We start from the raw sequence: 17,136 nt of genomic DNA on the forward strand, positions 1-17,136 counted from the left end.
GGTTTCTGCATTTGCCAAGCGCCGCCTTAGGCTGCGCCAAAGCCTAGAAAACCCTGATGGTCTTCTAGAGCAAACTGCTGTCACCCAGGTTCGTCAAGCGCGGCCAAACCCCCTCTTCGGCAACCAATAATTGCGTGCAGCAGGCAATGGGGCCATGCTTGAGCATCCGCTATCTCCTCAGAAAGATTCCGCAATGACACCCTCGATGTCAAGCCAGTACCAGGCTGCATTGGATACGGGCAGCTTCCAGATTCAGCGCTGCAAGGCCTGCGCCCAGGCCATCTTCTACCCCCGTGAGCTGTGCCCGCATTGCGGCAGCGATGCGCTGGCCTGGGAGCAACCCAGCGGCGAGGGAACGGTCTACTCGACCACAGTGATCCGCCGCAAGGCCGAGGCTGGTGGCGACTACAACGTCGCGCTGGTGGACCTGGCAGAAGGCCCGCGCATGATGAGCCGCGTCGAAGGCATGGCACCGGCCGATGTGAAGATCGGCATGGCGGTGAAGGCCGAAGTCATCGAGCACAACGGCAAGGGCCTGGTGGTGTTCAAAGCCGCATAACGAGGGATAAAAACATGGCACAAGTACATACCAGCAGCGGCCTGCGCGCGCTGCGCGGCAAGGCCGCCATCACCGGCGTGGCCACCTATGGCTGCGGCGAAGCCCCGGGCTCGGACGACATGCTGCTGCTCGCCCGCGCCGCCCATGCGGCCGTGGCCGATGCGGGCCTGACGATGCAGGACATCGACGGCCTGGCCACCTGCAGCGTCAACGCCACCATGTGGCCCATGCCGGTGATCGAGCACCTGGGCATCAACCCAAACTACGTCAATGGCACCATGCTGGGCGGCTCCAGCTTTATCGCCCACCTGCTGCCCTCGATCATGGCCTTGGAGGCCGGCCAGTGCAAGCATGTGCTGGTCTGCTACGGCAGCGCCCAGCGCTCGGCCGCCTTTGGCCGCAAAGAATCGACCGCTGCGCGCAAGTTCATGGACCCGCAGCCCTTTGAGCACCCGTTTGAGCCCACGATGCCGGTCGCAGCCTATGCGATGGCTGCGGCCCGCCACATGCACCAGTACGGCACCACACGCGAGCAGCTCGCGGCCGTCGCCGTCTCGGCGCGCCAATGGGCGCAGAAGAACCCCGAGGCCTTCATGCGCGATTCGCTCTCCATCGAGCAGGTGCTGGGCGCGCGCATGGTGGCCGATCCCTTCACCGTGCGCGACTGCTGCCTGGTGACCGATGGCGGCGGCGCCTTTGTGCTCAGCCGCGCAGAAGACGCCCAGCGCGGCCCCAACGCCCCCATCTATGTGCTGAGCAATGCCACGGCCTGCTGGAACCGCCAGATCTCGTCGATGCCCGACCTCACCGTCACCGCTGCGAGCCAGTCCGGCGCGCAGGCCTTTGCGATGGCAGGCCTGACAGCGCAGGACATGGATGTGGTCGAGCTCTACGACGCCTTCACCATCAACACCCTGCTTTTCCTGGAAGACCTGGGCTTTGTCAAAAAGGGCGAGGCCGGTGCCTTTGTTGCCAGCGGAGCGATTGCGCCGGGCGGCAGCCTGCCGGTCAACACCAATGGCGGAGGCCTGTCCTGCGTGCACCCGGGCATGTACGGCATCTTTGCGCTGATCGAGGCGGTGCGCCAGCTGCGCGGCAACTGCGGCGAACGCCAGGTGGCGGGCGCCCAGCTGGCACTGGCCCATGGCAATGGCGGCACCTTGTCCAGCCAGGCCACGGCGATCCTGGGCACGGCGGCAACGCTCTGACCTGCGCTACAGAACACAACAGAGAACCATCCATGATTCGAGACCCAGAAACCCTGGAGGCGCTGCTCGACAGCGTGCGCCGCTTTGTGCGCGAGCGCCTGGTGCCCGCCGAAAACGAAGTCGCCGAGACCGACGAGATCCCCGAAGCCATCGTGCAGGAGATGCGCGAGCTGGGCCTGTTTGGCCTGACGATTCCCGAGCAGTTCGGCGGTCTGGAGCTGACGATGGAGGAGGAAGTGCATGTGCTGCTGGAGCTGTGCCAGACCTCGCCCGCCTTCCGCTCGGTGATCGGCACCACGGTGGGCATCGGCTCGCAAGGCATTCTGATGGATGGCACCGATACCCAGAAGGCCGAGTGGCTGCCCCGCCTGGCCACCGGCGAGGTGATCGCCTCGTTCGCGCTGACCGAGCCCGAAGCCGGCTCGGACGCCGCCTCCCTGCGCACCACCGCCGTCAAGCAGGGCGACCACTACCTCGTCAACGGCACCAAGCGCTTCATCACCAATGCGCCCCATGCCGGCATGTTCACCCTGATGGCGCGCACCAACCCGACCGACAAGGGCGCGGGGGGCGTGTCGTCCTTCATCGTCGATGCCAAGAGCCCGGGCATCAGCTTTGGCAAGTACGACAAGAAGATGGGCCAGCGCGGCGCCCACACCTGCGATGTGATCTTTGACAACGTCAAGGTGCCCGCCGCCAACCTGATCGGCCTGCAAGAGGGCCGCGGCTTCAAGACCGCGATGAAGGTGCTGGAAAAAGGCCGCATCCACATCGCCGCCGTGGCCGTGGGCTGCGCCAAGCGCATCCTGCGCGACGCGTTGCAGTACTCGCTCGAGCGCAAGCAGTTTGGCCAGGCGATCTGCGACTTTCAGCTGGTGCAGGCCATGCTGGCCGACAGCCAGGCCGAGCTGTATGCCGCCGAGTGCATGACCATTGACGCCGCGCGCCGCCGCGACGCGGGCCAGAACGTCTCGACCGAGGCATCGAGCGCCAAGATGTTTGCCACCGAGATGTGCGGCCGCGTGGCTGACCGCGCGGTGCAGATCCTGGGCGGCTCGGGCTATATGGCCGAGTACGGCATCGAGCGCTTCTACCGCGATGTGCGCCTGTTCCGCCTCTACGAAGGCACGACCCAGATCCAGCAGATCATCATTGCGCGCAACATGGTGCGCGACGCCAAGGCCGCCGCATGAGCACCACCCCACCCCGCCAGCAGCTGAGCATCGAGGACCTCAACACCCGCGTGCCCTTTCTGCGCCTCATCGGCGCGCGCCAGGACCCGAACTTTGAAGACGGCATTGTGCGCGTGCACCTGCCCGACCTGCGCGAGGAGCTGTGCAACCAGCTGCCCGCCGCGCATGGCGGCATCCTGATGACCCTGCTGGACGTGGCCATGTCCCGCGCTGCCGTGCTCGCGCCCGGCGCGCCGTCGAGCACCGCCGTCACCGTCGAGATGTCCTCGCGCTTCATCTACCCGGGCCGTGGCCCGCTGGTTGCCGAAGGCTGGGTCATCAACCAGGGCCGCTCGCTGTGCACCTGCCAGGCCAACATCTACGACGCCAACCGCCGCATCCTGGCCACCGCCCAGGGCACCTTCAAGTACTGGAAAGCCCACGCCTACGACAACACGGCCGAGCCCAGTGCATAACTGAGGGGAAAAGCACAGCCATGTGCATAGTTTTGTGGATAAGCCGCTGACTTATCCACGACCCACCAGAAATCCACCGACTTACCCCCAACGAAAACGCGACCCGAAGGTCGCGTTTGTTTTTGAAGAACGGAAAACAGGATGGTGATTCCGATATTCAACAGCTAGGAGCAGCGCGCACAGCGCCCAAGCCACCCACCCCAATGGCGAGATGGGCCCGCAGGCTAGGCGTGGCGCCGTAGACAATACTTTGGTATGGCAAGGCGCCACAACAACGCATACGGGCCCATATCGCCACCCAAAAACGAAAACTGCCAAAGTCCCATCCAGAACAAGAATCCGCCAGAGCACACATGCACCCAGGACAGGATCCCCACCGACTTACTTGTCTGGAAGCTCGATTTTTACTTCGAGAACTTCAAGATTATCTTGTCGTTCCAGGTTGACGCGGACGTCATCGGGATTGATGGAGACGTACTTGGCGATCACCGCCATCAGCTCTTTTTGCAGCGCAGGCAGATAGTCCGGCTGGTTATTGCTACGCCCAGTGCGCTCACGCGCCAAAATAATCTGCAGCCGCTCCTTGGCGACCGACGCGGTCTTTTTCTTTTCACCCAAGAACAGGGACAGCAAGGACATTGAACTTACCTCCCAAAAATGCGTTTGAAGAAACCAGGCTTTTGCGCATCGGTAAAGCGCATCGGCTTGTCTTCACCCAAAAAGCGTGCCACCACATCCTTGTAGGCTTCGGACACATCGGTCTGGTTCAGGTTGATCGCAGGCGTGCCCTGGTTGGACGCCTGCAGCACCGACTCCGACTCGGGAATCACACCAATCAGCGGAATGCGCAGAATGTCCTGGATATCTTCCAGCGACAGCATCTGGCCGTCCTGCACCCGGTTGGGGTTGTAGCGGGTGATCAGCAAATGCTCCTTGATCGGATCGCCGCCATCGACGGCGCGCTTGGTCTTGGAGTTGAGCATGCCCAGAATGCGGTCCGAGTCACGCACGGACGAGACCTCGGGGTTGGTGACCACCAGCGCCTCGTCGGCAAAGTGCATGGCCATCAGCGCCCCGCTCTCGATACCGGCGGGCGAGTCGCAGACGATGAAATCAAAGTCCATCGCGGCCAGGTCCTTGAGGATCTTCTCGACCCCCTCCTGCGTCAGCGCATCCTTGTCGCGCGTTTGCGAGGCGGCCAGGATGTAGAGGTTCTCGAGCTGCTTGTCCTTGATCAGCGCCTGGTTGAGGTTGGCCTCGCCCTGGATCACATTGATCAGGTCATAGACCACACGGCGCTCGCAGCCCATGATCAGGTCCAGATTGCGCAGGCCGACATCGAAGTCGATCACCGCAGTCTTGTGCCCGCTCAGCGCCAGTCCGGCCGCAAAGCTTGCACTGGTGGTAGTTTTTCCAACTCCGCCCTTGCCGGAAGTTACAACGACGATTTTTGCCATCTTTCGATCCGATCCCTTTACGTCCTCAAATGTCCAAAGCCCGGTGCGGGCCGTCCCCGTGCGCCTGTCACAGCGGCTCGATCAACAGTTTCTCACCTTCAAGCCGCACCACGGCTGCCTTGCCCGACAGCTCGGCGGGCCAATCCGACTCGACCGTGCGGTAGATGCCCGCGATGGACACCAGCTGCGGCTCAAAACAGGTGCAATAAATACGTGCACTCTTATCCCCCCGGGCGCCGGCCACGGCCCGGCCCCGCAAGGGCCCGTAGACATGGACGTTGCCATCGGCAATCACCTCGGCGCCGTAGCTGACGATGGCGTTGACGATCACATCGCTGCCCGCCGCATAGACCTGCTGGCCCGAGCGCATCGGTTTGTCGACCCGCATGGTCGCCTTGGCCGGCAGCTGCACTTCCTTGATGACCTCGACTTCGACCTCGCGCACTTCGGGCTCAGCCGCCTTGCGCGCAGGTGGCGCCTCGGGCGCGGCGATCAGCCCCGCCGCATAGGCGCGGGCCATCTGCGCCTCGCTGCCGCCGCGCACCGCCACCGGTGTGGTGCGGTACTGGCGCAGCAAGGCCACCAGGGCAGCAAAGTCGATGTCCTCATCGGCCTCGCGCAGCTGCGCCAGATCGACCAGCACCGGGTCGTGGTCGAAGAAGGCGGAGTCGCTGCCAAAACGCTCGGCAAACTCCTGCGCCAACTGCTCCAGGTCGGCCGAACGCAGTGCGAACGCAACCACCGGCAACTGGGCGCTTTTCATATCGAAACCGCTGCGCTGGGTCGTTTCACCTGACATGGTTATAAGCCGATCTAGTTACTGGACATGAATCGGCAAAGTGTAACCTGCCTGACGTGAATCGCCGCAGCCGGTCTGCCGTTTTGCCCGGATTGACAACACTCTTTTACCAATGAAGCCGCGCTTACGGGCGGATACAGAGTGCCATGAAAAAGGGCGCTTGCGCGCCCTCAAAGAATGCCACAACCCGTCAAGGCTTGAGCTGGAAGCCGCAGTGGCCGCAGAACACATCGTCGGCCGCCACCACTTCAAAGCAGCTGCGGCAGCGCAGCAAGGGCTCGGAGGCCGCCTGTGCCGCTGGGGCTGCCGCAGGCGGCAAGGCCGAAGCTGCCGCGCCGCCAGCCACCGCTGCGCCACCCAGACCCGCTGCGGTAGCTGGCGCTACGGGCGGCTGCACGGGGGCTGGCGCCACCACGGGTGCCGGGGCCACAGGGGCTTGCGACACGGGGGCAGGTGGTACCGGAGCCACGGGCGCCGAAGGCGGCACAGGCGCAGGGGCGGGTACCGGCGCGGACGCTACGGGAGCAGCCGGTGCGACAGGTGCGACCGGCGCAGGAGCCGGGGCAAAGATATCGTGGTGCGGTGCCACCGGTGCGGCTGGCGTCACTGGCGCCACAGGCGCTGCCGGGCCTCGTGCCGCAGCACCCTGGTGGCCATGGCCATCCATATGCGCGGCGTGGCGCACCTTGTCGGCCGCTTCACGGGCCATGCCCTGGGCCTGGCGGGCCTTTTCGCGCGCCAGGTCAATGCCGGCCTGCAGACTCTCTTCGGTGCCCTGCTCATCGAGGCCATCGGTGACCATCAGGTAGATGATGTTCACGCCCATGATCATTACCTGCATGGTCAGCGCCATCAGCACCGCAAACAGGATCACGGTCGACAGCGTACCGGCCAGCATATGGCCGCTGCTGGCCATCGCGCCAAAGGCGGCGGAGTTGCCCATGCCGCCCATCGAGGCCATCATGCTCGGGCCAATCACGCCGCTGGCAATGGCCGTCATGTAGGCAAAGCCGGGGATGAAGCCGGTAAACACCACCAAGGTGATCACGGTGATGACGATATAGAGCGCCAGCAGCATCAGCACCAGTGGCACCAGGCGCGTGCGCACGACAGCCACCACCAGCGATACGGCGCGGCGCAGCGAGCGGCCGTCCCAGATCGCCGGCGCGAGCAGTGGCGCGGCGACCCAGTACAGCGCGATGAAGAACACCGAGGCGGCGATCACCATCACCGGGTGGGCAAAGAACAGCAGGATCGGTCCGATGAACGGGATCTTGCAGACGAAATACACAATGGCCGCCACCAGGCACAGGCCCAGCACCACGGCCAGCACCAGCAGACCAAACAGGATAAATCGCGGCACACACAGCAGGCCCGCGCGGATGGCGGCCGCCACGCTGCGCTGCTCCACATCCTTGGCCTTGTCCTGCAGCAGGATGCCGACGGCCGACATGCCGGCCGAGAACACCACCGAGGCGATGACCAGGAACAGCAGCGCCAGCAGCATGCTGCCCGCACGGGTCGCCAGCATCTGGCCGCCCACCATCACCAGCCCTCCGGCCAGCCAGGTCAGGAACGACAAGCCGAGCACGCGCCACTGGGTCAGCCCCTCGGCCGCTCGCATCAGTTGGCCAAAGTCAATGGACTTCAACATCGATTGGGGAGAAGACATCTGCGATTCCTTCGTCGTTTTTACCGTATAGCTGCTCCGCCATGGCCTGCGCAGGCGCTTTCATGGCGGAGATGGGGGGATGGGCCGCCTGCTCAGTCGATGCGGCTGGGCCAGGGTTTGGCCTGGATCACGAAATGCTCGACACCGGCGGGCACATTCTTGTCGGCCGATTTCTTGACCTCGACCGGGTTGCCGGCCTCGGTGGGCGCGGTGCCGGAATTGGTGTTGACCTTCTTGGCGCGCAGATCACGTGGCGAGACGGTGACAAAAATCGTGGCGCCGCCGCGGTTGTCGGCCATCATCGTGGCAATGTCCTTGATGGCGACCATCGCATCCTTGTGCTCCTGGCGCGACTTGGCGGCCCAGGGCAGATCGAGCGAGACCGAATCGAGCACCGGCATGGCGCGCGTGGCGGGCGACTGGCTGGTGCTGAAGACCTGCTCGGTGGTCATGGTCTTGCTGCCTTCCTTGATGCGCTGCTTGGCAGGCAAGGCGGACATGGCCTCGACGGCACGCAGGCGCAGGGCCTCGGCCTCGTCGATCTCGCCCTTCATCTTCTGCTCCCAGGTCACCAGGGCAGGTGGCACGGCAGGCTCACGGCAGCCGGGGGGCGATGCGACACCACATTCGACCTGCACCGGTACGGCCGGCGCGGGAGCCGGTGCGGGTTCTGGCGGCGGGGCAGCACAGCCGGCCAGCGCGAGCACCGACACCAGGGCGGACATTTTCATCAATAGTTTCACAAGGCTCTCCTTCAATTGAGCAAATCATCCAAAGTCTGTTTGCGCACCGGCTTGCGCACCGCCGGGCGGGCCGGTGCAGGTGCCGGGGCGGGCGCTTCCTCCACCGCCACGGCTGCGGCCGCAGCATCCTCGGCGGGCGCTGGCGCCAGCAGCGTTTCATTGGGGGCGAGTGCGGCATCGGTCGCGACCATCGCAGGCGCTGCGGACTCTACCGGCACGGCGGCATCAGCGGCCACGGGCTGGGCGGGCGCTGCCGGTGCGGAGACACTGGGCGCAGCCACCGCGCCACCGGCCGGGCGCCCTTGCTGGCTCGTCCACCACCAGGCACCGCCACCGGCCAACACGGCAATGCCCAGCAGCGCCAGCACGATGCGCAGCCCCTGCCCGCTGGGAGGCGGCGGGGCTTCAGGCATGGGGTTGCGCAGCTGCGCGCTGGCGCGTGGCCGCAGAGGGGGGTCTGCTGCGACGGGAGGGGCACGCTTGGCAGCGGCATCGGTCTCCCACAAGGGCACCTCGGGCTCGCGCAACGCGGGCGCCGGCACGGCCGCTGCCGGGCTCGCCGACGCGCCGCCAATCACCATCGCAGCGCTGGTCTGGATGCGCTCGCCGGGCGGCAAGCTGGAGGGCGGCAGGGAGCTGTCCTGCACATTGCCAAAGACCAGAATGGCCTTTTCTTCGGCCACGCTCAGCGGGGCGTCCCAGTAGGGAGCCGTGTCCTCAAAACCAGGCGTCTCTTCAAACCGGCATCCGCATTGCTTGCAAAACAGCGCCTGGCCCTTGCACAGCGCGCCGCAATCGGGGCAGGTGGCGTAGGCGGCCACCGGCGCAGCCGGCGCACTGCGGGGGCTGGCTACGGCCTCGGGCGCCGCTGCGCTCTGCACCTTGCAGCCGCATTTTCGACAGAATTTAGCGCTGGCGGCCAATGCCTCGCCACATTGCACACAGTTCATGGAAACCCTCTCTCCCGAAACAGGCCGGTTGCTGCAGGCAACCGGCCGTATTTGTTCTCAATGTCATTGTGATTATCTATCGCATTCACCCAACAAGCCAGTGCTACCGCACCACAGCCTTGCGCCGACCCGGGCATGCGGGGCCTTGCAGTCCTCGCCCTGGCGCTGGTTAGAGAGTTTCCCTCTCTCTACAAGGCTTGCCAAATTCACTATGATGCAGCACCTTTTCTCTCGCTCGCCTGCAACTGCCCCTCCCGGAGCAGCCCTGCCTGCGGCCTGCCAAAACCATGTCTGATTCCTTCCTTCCCCGCTGGCGCGAAGTGCGCCCGGGTGCTGATGATGTTGTCGCGCCCGATGAGCGCCTGCCCTGGCCACAAACCTCGATCATGGGGGTGCAGCATGTCATCGCCATGTTTGGCTCGACCATTTTGGCGCCCATTCTGATGGGTTTTGATCCCAATGTCGCCATTTTGATGAGTGGCGTCGGCACTTTGATCTTCTTTTTGATCACCGGCGGGCGCGTGCCCAGCTACCTGGGATCGAGCTTTGCGTTCATCGGCGTGGTGATTGCCGCCACCGGCTACGCCGGCTCCGGGCCCAATGCCAACATCGGCATGGCGCTGGGCGGCATCATCGCCTGTGGCCTGCTCTACACCTTGATCGGTTTTATCGTGCAGGCGGTGGGCACGGGCTGGATCGAGCGCTTCATGCCACCGGTGGTGACGGGCGCGATCGTGGCCGTGATCGGCCTGAACCTGGCCACGGTTCCCGTCAAGAACATGGCCAGCAACAACTTCGAGAGCTGGATGCAGGCGATGACCTTTGTCTGCGTTGGCATGGTGGCCGTGCTTACCCGGGGCATGGTGCAGCGCCTGCTGATCCTGGTGGGCCTGATTGCCGCAGCTGTCCTCTACGCCATCCTGACCAATGGCATGGGCCTGGGCAAGCCGGTGGATCTGTCGGGCCTGGCCACGGCCGCCTGGATTGGCATGCCCAATTTCTCGGCACCCCAGTTCAGCCCCCAGGCGATGGTGCTGATCGCCCCGATCGTGATCATCCTCGTGGCCGAGAACCTGGGCCACATCAAGGCTGTGACAGCCATGACCGGCCGCAACCTGGACCAGTACATGGGCCGGGCCTTCATCGGTGACGGCGTGGCCACGATGGTCAGCGGCGGCGTGGGCGGCACGGGCGTGACCACCTATGCAGAAAACATCGGCGTGATGGCGGCCACCCGCATCTACTCCACCGCGGTGTTCATGGTCGCTGGCCTCATCGCGCTGCTGCTGGGCTTCTCGCCCAAGTTCGGCGCGCTGATCCAGGCCATTCCACTGCCCGTCATGGGCGGCGTATCCATCGTGGTGTTCGGCCTGATTGCAGTGGCCGGCGCCAAGATCTGGGTGGAAAACAAGGTGGATTTCTCGCAGAACAAGAACCTGATCGTTGCGGCGATCACCTTGATCATCGGCACCGGCGACTTCACCTTGAAGTTCGGCAGCTTTGCGCTGGGCGGCATCGGGACCGCGACCTTCGGCGCGATCATCCTCTACCAACTGCTCAACCGCAGCGACAAGCGCTGAGCGGCACGCCAACGCATCGCCAAGCCCGGTTGTCCCGGGCTTTTTTATGCGCTAAATTGTTGCAGTGCAACAATAAATTGCCAGCGCAGTAGCACTTATCCACAATCGGGTATTCCCGGATCCTTAATGGTTTCGGGTGCAACGACTGCTAAGATTTGCCCGCCTCGCAGCCCGGCCTTTGCCGCCGGGCAGCATCTGTAGACAATAACGAAAACACCTTCCTGGAGTCTCCCCCCATGTCGTTGAATGACCGTGTGCGCTGCAGCGCGCTGCACTCCCGCATCATGTCCGCCGCCGACGCGGCTGCCCTGATCCCTGCTGGCGCCAATGTGGGCATGAGCGGCTTCACCGGCGCAGGCTACCCCAAGGCCCTGCCCCAGGCCATCGCAGCCCATGCCAAGTCCGAGCATGCCGCCGGCCGGCCCTACAAGATCAATGTCTGGACGGGCGCCTCCACCGCTGCCGAATGCGACGGCGTGCTGGCCGAGGCCGCTGCCATCGGCCAGCGCCTGCCCTTCAACACCGACCCGATCGCGCGCAAGTCCATCAATGCCGGGGACATCGACTTCATCGACATGCACCTGTCCCACGTCGCCCAGCATGCCTGGTTCGGCTTTCTGGGCCACATGCATGTGGCGGTGGTCGAAGTACTGGGCATCACCGCCGATGGCCTGCTGATCCCGTCGACTGCCGTTGGCAACAACAAGACCTGGCTGGAGATTGCCGACAAGGTGATCCTGGAGGTGAACACCAAGCCTCCCGCCAAGATGGAAGGCATGCACGACATCTACTACGGCACCGCCATCCCGCCGCGCCGCGTGCCCATCCGCATGACCCACGCCGATGACCGCATTGGCGAGGGCTACCTGAAGGTGGACCTGGACAAGGTCGTCGCCGTCGTCGAGACCCACAAGGGTGACCGCGACAATGTGTTTGCCGCCCCGGACGCCAACTCCAACACCATTGCCGCCTCCATCATCGACTTTCTCTCGCACGAGATGAAGATGGGGCGCCTGCCCCAGGAGATGCTGCCCATCCAGTCGGGCGTGGGCAATGTGGCCAATGCCGTGCTGGCCGGCCTGCTCACCGGCCCCTTCGACAACCTGCTGGGCTTTACCGAGGTGCTGCAGGACGGCATGCTGGACCTGCTGCGCACGGGCAAGATGGCGCGCGCCTCGGCCACCTCCATCTCGCTGTCGGCAGCTGCCTACCGCGATTTCGAGGAGAACATCGACTTCTACCGCGAACGCATCATCCTGCGCCCGCAGGAGATCTCCAACCACCCAGAGCTGGTGCGCCGCCTGGGCGTGATCGCGATGAACTCGATGATCGAGGCTGACATCTACGGCAACATCAACTCCACCCATGTGATGGGCTCGAGCATGATGAACGGCATTGGCGGCAGCGGCGACTTTGCGCGCAACGGCTACCTGTCCTTCTTCGTCACGCCCTCGGTGGCCAAGAACGGCCATATCTCCTGCATCGTGCCGATGTGCTCGCATATGGACCATACCGAGCACGACACGCAGATCATCGTCACCGAGCAGGGCCTGGCCGACCTGCGCGGCCTCTCGCCCAGGCAGCGCGCCAAGCTCATCATCGAGCGCTGCGCGCACCCGGACTTCCGCCCCATGCTGCAGGACTATGTGGACCGCGCGATGCACCAGTCGGCCGGCCTGCACACGCCCCACATCCTGACCGAGGCGCTGTCCTGGCACCAGCGTTACCTCGATACCGGCTCGATGAAGACCGCCTGATTCCGGACCCTGACCCCGTTTCCATGCCCCGGCAGCTGCGCTGCGCGGGGCTTTTTTGCATCTGTCTCCGACGCAATAGCGGCGGCGCGCGCTGCGGCGCACAATAGCGGCGATCCATGGCATCAGCTATGTAAAAAGCCGCAGAAGCCTTTGATAAAGCTGAACATACAGCTATCAAAAGCGAAGCACCTTAGCCACCCGTCCTACCCATAACAGCATCGGAGACCAAATATGGACACCCTGGAACAGCGCACCATCTCCAAGATCAGCTGGCGGCTCTTGCCGCTGCTGATGGTCTGCTACTTCATCGCCTACCTCGACCGCGTCAATATCGGCTTTGCCGGGGCCAGCATGTCCAAGGACCTGGGGTTCTCGGCAGCGGTCTTTGGCAGCGCGGCCGGTATCTTCTTTCTGTCGTACTTTCTCTGTGAAGTGCCCAGCAACCTGGCGCTGGAGAAGTTTGGCGCGCGCAAATGGATTGCCCGCATCATGTTCAGCTGGGGCGTGCTGTCGGCCGCGCAGGCCTGGGTCGGCGGCGCCACCAGCTTCAACATCGTGCGCTTTTTGCTGGGGATTGCCGAGGCGGGCTTTTTCCCCGGCGTGATCTTCTATATCACCTTGTGGTTCCCGGCCGCCTACCGGGCGCGCATTGTGGGCTGGTTCATGTTTGCCATCCCCATCTCCACAGTGATCGGCGCGCCCATCTCCGGCTTTATCCTCGACATGGACGGCATGGGCGGCATGCACGGCTGGCAGTGGCTGTTCATCCTCGAAGCGCTGCCCGCGATCTTCCTGACCTTTGTCGTGCTGTTCTACCTGCCCGATGGCCCGCAGGATGCCAAGTGGCTGAGCGACGAAGAGCGCGCCTGGCTGGCCCAGACCCTGACGGCCGAGCGCCAGAACCGCGAATCCATCCACAAGATCTCCTGGAAGCAGACCCTGCTCAACCCCAAGGTGATCGCGCTGGGCTTTGTCTACATGGGCATCACCGTGCCGCTCTACGGCCTGGGCTTTTTCCTGCCGCAGATCATCAAGGGCTTTGGTGGCCTGTCCAATGTGCAGGTGGGCTTTATCAACGCCTTCCCCTACCTGGTCGGCGCGATCGCGATGATCTTCTGGACGCGCGGCTCCGACCGCATGAAGGAGCGCAAATGGTTTGTGCTGATTCCGCTGGCCTGCATCGTCGCCGGCCTGCTGATCGCCGCCAACACCGCCGCACCGGTGCCCAAGATGGCGGCGGTGACCCTGGCTGCCTTTGGCATCTTCAGCGCGCTGCCCACCTTCTGGACCCTGCCCACCGCCTTTTTGAGCGGCACCGCAGCCGCTGCGGGCATCGCCTGGATCAACTCCATCGGCAACCTGGGCGGCTACATCGGCCCCACGATCTTCGGCACCTTGAAGGACAAGATGGGCAACGATGTCTACGCCGTCATGTTCCTGGCATCGCTGGCGGTCGTCGCGTTTGCACTGGTGTTCTTCATGCGCCATGACACCCGCGCCGAAGGCTTTGATGTGAAGGCCCAGGCCCACTAGGGAGCGGCTAAGCCCTCCTCCCAAAAAACAATGCGCCCTCGGGCGCATTGTTGTTGCTGCGTAGAGACTTTGAAAAGGTTCTTAGATCTGGAAATCCACGGTAGCGGCCTGCCCGGCCGTTGGCCGCAGGCGCGTGCTGTCCTCCTCGGCCCCGCCTCCTCCTTTGCCATGCAGCGCAATGTCAGCACTGTTCAGTGCGCGCGCGCAGCTGGCGGCAAACAGCAAAATAGCCGACGAGAAATAGATCCACATCAGCAGCACCACCAGCGAGCCGGCCGCGCCATAGGCCGAGACCACGGCAGCGGTGGACAGATACCAGGCCAGCACCTGCTTGCCGATGGTGAAGAGGAAGGCGCCAATGGCCGCGCCGGCAATCAAAAAACGCAGCCGGGGCTTGGTGCCGGTGCCGATACGCATCATGCCGACGAACAAGGTGACGGTGATCAGGAAGGACACGGTCTCGTTGATGACGCCCAGCAGCATGCCGGGGGCCTCGATATGCAACACGGCACCGGCCCAGCGCGTGGTCATGCTCAGCATCGTCGTGAGAACCAGCGATATCAGCATCAAAAAGCCCAGCACCAGGATATAGCCCAGGCCGCGCACACGCTGCACCAGCGAGTACCACCAGGGCGTGCCGCTCTTGTCGACTTTTTCGCCATGGTTCCACAGGCGCTCGAGCGAGGTCTGCAGCTCCACAAACACCCCGGTCGCGCCCGACAGCAGCATCACAAAACCAATCGCCGAGGCGATCAGGCCTTGCGACTTGGTCTGCGCGCTCGACAGCGCACCGCGCACCACATCGGCCACTTGCGATCCCATGATGTCTTCGACCTGGTGGATCAGGTTGCTCTCGATGTAGGAGCGATCGAGCCACCAGCCCAGCACCCCCACCAAGAGCAGCAGCAGCGGCGCCAGGCTCAGCATGCCGTAGAACGACATGGCCGCGCTCATGCGCAGACCATCGGCCGCCAGCCATTGCTCGGCCGCATGGTAGAAGGGGCGGAAAGGATTGAGCTTGCGTTGCACCCGCTGGGCGAGCGTCGAGTCTTGTGTCACCATCGCCCGATTCTGGCATCGATGGGCGGCCCGCCGGTGTCAGCCATCGGCCATAGCTGGCACCAGGTGCCAATTCCTGACATTCTGCGAACCGCCCAGGCACCCTCAGCGCAGATGGTGCACCGGCTGCAGGCCATAGACCGGGGTGGCCAGCCCTTCCTGCCGCGCCTTGAGCTGCAGCGCCAGGTACAGCGAATAGTGGCGCGACTGGTGCAGGTTGCCGCCGTGGAACCACAGCTGCGGCTGCTGGGTGGGCTTCCACATATTGCGCTGCTCGCCCTCCCAGGGGCCCGGGTCCTTGGTCGTGTCCGATCCCAGGCCCCAGACCTTGCCCACCTTGTCGGCCACCTCCTGGCTGATGAGCTCGGCCACCCAGCCATTCATCGAGCCGTAGCCGGTGGCATAGACCACCAGATCGGCGGGCAGCTCGGTGCCATCGCTCAGCACCACGGCGTTCTCGGTCAGGTGGCTGATGCCCTTGTTCTCGCCCGCCTGCAGCTTGATGCTGCCGTCGATCACCAGGTCGCAGGCGCCCACATCGATGTAGTAGCCCGAGGCGCGGCGCAGGTACTTCATAAAGAGGCCCGAATCGTCATCACCAAAGTCCAGCATGAAGCCCGCCGCTTCGAGCTGGCGGTAGAACTCGGCATCGCGCTCGCGGATGCGGTCATACAGCGGCACCTGGAAGTCGGCCATGATGCGGTAGGGCAGCGAGGCAAAGACCAGATCCGCCTTCTTCGTGGTCATGCCGCTGGCCACCGCGCGCTCCGAGTACAGATCGCCCAGGCCAATGTCCATCAGCGAATCGGAGCGCACGATATGCGTGGACGAGCGCTGCACCATGGTCACATCGGCGCCATGCTCCCAGAGCGCCGCGCAGATGTCGTGGGCCGAGTTGTTGGCGCCGATCACCACCACCTTCTTGCCGGCATAGGCCTCGGGCCCGGAATGCTGCGACGAGTGCTGCTGCTCGCCCCGGAAGCGCTCCTGGCCTTCGATGCGGGGGATGTTGGCCTTGCCCGACATACCGGTGGCAAACACCAGCTGTTGGGGGCGCAGCACCATCTGGCGGCCCTCGCGCTCCACCGTCACTTCCCACTCCTGGGCCGCCTCGTCATAGCGCGCGCCCAGGCATTGGGTGGACGACCAGTAGTTCACCTCCATCACGCGGGTGTACATCTCCAGCCAGTCGCCAATCTTGTCCTTGGGCGCAAACACCGGCCAGTGCTCGGGAAAGGGGATGTAGGGGAGGTGGTCGTACCAGACCGGGTCGTGCAGGCACAGTGATTTGTAGCGGTTGCGCCATTGGTCGCCCGGGCGCGGCTGCCGGTCGATGACGATGTGCGACACGCCCAGCTGGCGCAGCCGCGCGCCCAGCGCAATACCGCCCTGGCCGCCGCCAATCACCAGCACATAGGGCTGGCGGCTCTCGCCCAGGGTCTCGGCCTCTTCCTGCTGGCGGTCCAGCCAGGTCTTGCGGCCCCGGCGTATGCCGTGCTCGGCCCCCATCGGCCGGCGCAGGCCTTGCGCCTCTTCAAAGCCCTTGAGCTCCTGGATCGTGGTCAGCAAGGTCCAGATGCGCCCATCGCGAATACGCAGGTGGCCCAGGCCCCGCGCATGGCGCGCATCCACCACCAGCCAGGCGCTCAGCACGCCATCAGCCTCGATGACCTCCTCCTTCGGATCGAGCTGCAGCACCAGGGGCGCGGCGGCGTCGAGCTGCGCGGCCAGCATGTCGGCCACCTGCGCCGGGCCCTCGCAGGTCTTGAGGTTCCAGGTCAGCAGCACTAGGTCGCGCCAGAAGCAGTCTTGGGCAAACAGCTGGCTGGCGGCCGCAAAATCGCGGGCGGCCAGCGCCTGGTTGAGCTGGTCCAGCAGGGCCTGGGCGCGGGCGGTGGGGGTGCCGGCCTCAGCGGGCCTGGCATCCGGGGTGGGGTTGGCGGTGGTAGCGGTTGTCATGGCTTGTCTCCTTTTTTTGGGATATCGCAGCGGCTGAGCGGCCGCAGCTGGGCTGTTTTTGCAAGCCCCATGCCAAGCGGCCATGCTGCACTGCAACCTCCTTGCACCAGGGGCGCGCATTGCGGGTTTGCCAGCAGCGGGCTGGCAGCGGCACTGCCGCAGCCGATGCAACACCTGTTGCATGCGCCCTTTTGCACTGCAGCATGTGTTGC

Annotated in this window: 15 protein-coding genes; 7 read left to right on the top strand and 8 right to left on the bottom strand. The window is 64.4% G+C overall.

Annotation, left to right across the window (positions count from 1 at the left end; genetic code table 11):
- Positions 1 to 193: 193 nt before the first annotated feature.
- The 4 genes from F0Q04_RS02265 to F0Q04_RS02280 are packed head-to-tail and all read left to right on the top strand — an operon-like array spanning position 194 to position 3,415.
- A complete protein-coding gene (locus F0Q04_RS02265) occupies positions 194 to 559 on the top strand; it encodes a Zn-ribbon domain-containing OB-fold protein (RefSeq protein WP_198424341.1) in 366 nt (121 codons plus the stop codon).
- Positions 560 to 573: 14 nt separating this feature from the next.
- Positions 574 to 1,767 carry a thiolase gene (locus F0Q04_RS02270; RefSeq protein ID WP_182344259.1) on the top strand — a complete coding sequence of 398 codons (1,194 nt, stop codon included), beginning with the start codon at positions 574 to 576 and terminating at the stop codon, positions 1,765 to 1,767.
- A 32-nt stretch (positions 1,768 to 1,799) separates the two neighbouring features.
- On the top strand, positions 1,800 to 2,960 hold the full coding sequence (locus tag F0Q04_RS02275) for an acyl-CoA dehydrogenase family protein (RefSeq protein WP_182344260.1): 1,161 nt from the start codon (positions 1,800 to 1,802) through the stop codon (positions 2,958 to 2,960).
- The gene (locus F0Q04_RS02280) at positions 2,957 to 3,415 is read left to right on the top strand and encodes a PaaI family thioesterase (protein WP_021027471.1); all 459 of its coding nucleotides are present in this window, start codon (positions 2,957 to 2,959) and stop codon (positions 3,413 to 3,415) included. Before F0Q04_RS02275 ends, F0Q04_RS02280 begins: the two co-directional genes overlap by 4 nt.
- Positions 3,416 to 3,796: 381 nt before the next feature.
- On the opposite strand, the gene minE is transcribed toward F0Q04_RS02280, so the two are convergent.
- From minE to F0Q04_RS02310, 6 genes are all read right to left on the bottom strand, one after another.
- Complete coding sequence (gene minE, locus F0Q04_RS02285; protein ID WP_021027472.1) at positions 3,797 to 4,054, bottom strand: cell division topological specificity factor MinE; 258 nt, start codon at positions 4,052 to 4,054, stop codon at positions 3,797 to 3,799.
- Between the two features lie 5 nt (positions 4,055 to 4,059).
- Positions 4,060 to 4,872 carry a septum site-determining protein MinD gene (minD, locus tag F0Q04_RS02290; protein ID WP_182344262.1) on the bottom strand — a complete coding sequence of 271 codons (813 nt, stop codon included), beginning with the start codon at positions 4,870 to 4,872 and terminating at the stop codon, positions 4,060 to 4,062.
- Positions 4,873 to 4,939: 67 nt separating this feature from the next.
- Positions 4,940 to 5,671: a septum site-determining protein MinC gene (gene minC, locus F0Q04_RS02295; protein ID WP_116927430.1), complete on the bottom strand. Its 732-nt coding sequence runs from the start codon at positions 5,669 to 5,671 to the stop codon at positions 4,940 to 4,942.
- 190 nt (positions 5,672 to 5,861) lie between these two features.
- Positions 5,862 to 7,343 carry a hypothetical protein gene (locus F0Q04_RS02300; RefSeq protein WP_165841241.1) on the bottom strand — a complete coding sequence of 494 codons (1,482 nt, stop codon included), beginning with the start codon at positions 7,341 to 7,343 and terminating at the stop codon, positions 5,862 to 5,864.
- A 92-nt stretch (positions 7,344 to 7,435) separates the two neighbouring features.
- Positions 7,436 to 8,074 (bottom strand): hypothetical protein, encoded by a 639-nt coding sequence (locus F0Q04_RS02305; protein ID WP_133248223.1) that lies wholly within the window; start codon positions 8,072 to 8,074, stop codon positions 7,436 to 7,438.
- Positions 8,075 to 8,097: 23 nt separating this feature from the next.
- Positions 8,098 to 9,036: a zinc ribbon domain-containing protein gene (locus F0Q04_RS02310; protein WP_182344264.1), complete on the bottom strand. Its 939-nt coding sequence runs from the start codon at positions 9,034 to 9,036 to the stop codon at positions 8,098 to 8,100.
- 287 nt (positions 9,037 to 9,323) lie between these two features.
- Between F0Q04_RS02310 and F0Q04_RS02315 the strand changes: the two genes are divergently transcribed.
- The 3 genes from F0Q04_RS02315 (at position 9,324) to F0Q04_RS02325 (ending at position 13,906) form a co-directional block, all read left to right on the top strand.
- The gene (locus F0Q04_RS02315; protein ID WP_182344267.1) at positions 9,324 to 10,616 is read left to right on the top strand and encodes a solute carrier family 23 protein; all 1,293 of its coding nucleotides are present in this window, start codon (positions 9,324 to 9,326) and stop codon (positions 10,614 to 10,616) included.
- 236 nt (positions 10,617 to 10,852) lie between these two features.
- The gene (locus tag F0Q04_RS02320) at positions 10,853 to 12,373 is read left to right on the top strand and encodes an acetyl-CoA hydrolase/transferase family protein (RefSeq protein ID WP_182344269.1); all 1,521 of its coding nucleotides are present in this window, start codon (positions 10,853 to 10,855) and stop codon (positions 12,371 to 12,373) included.
- A gap of 231 nt (positions 12,374 to 12,604) precedes the next feature.
- Positions 12,605 to 13,906, top strand: coding sequence for an MFS transporter (locus tag F0Q04_RS02325; RefSeq protein WP_116925292.1), 1,302 nt, complete (start codon positions 12,605 to 12,607; stop codon positions 13,904 to 13,906).
- Between the two features lie 81 nt (positions 13,907 to 13,987).
- Here the strand turns inward: F0Q04_RS02325 and F0Q04_RS02330 are convergent, their stop codons facing one another.
- Both F0Q04_RS02330 and F0Q04_RS02335 read right to left on the bottom strand, forming a co-directional pair.
- Complete coding sequence (locus tag F0Q04_RS02330) at positions 13,988 to 14,968, bottom strand: YihY/virulence factor BrkB family protein (RefSeq protein ID WP_116925293.1); 981 nt, start codon at positions 14,966 to 14,968, stop codon at positions 13,988 to 13,990.
- A 102-nt stretch (positions 14,969 to 15,070) separates the two neighbouring features.
- On the bottom strand, positions 15,071 to 16,924 hold the full coding sequence (locus tag F0Q04_RS02335; protein WP_116925294.1) for a flavin-containing monooxygenase: 1,854 nt from the start codon (positions 16,922 to 16,924) through the stop codon (positions 15,071 to 15,073).
- Positions 16,925 to 17,136 lie beyond the last annotated feature (212 nt).

Source organism: Comamonas koreensis, assembly GCF_014076495.1.
In the GTDB taxonomy this organism is placed as follows: Bacteria; Pseudomonadota; Gammaproteobacteria; order Burkholderiales; family Burkholderiaceae_C; genus Comamonas; species Comamonas squillarum.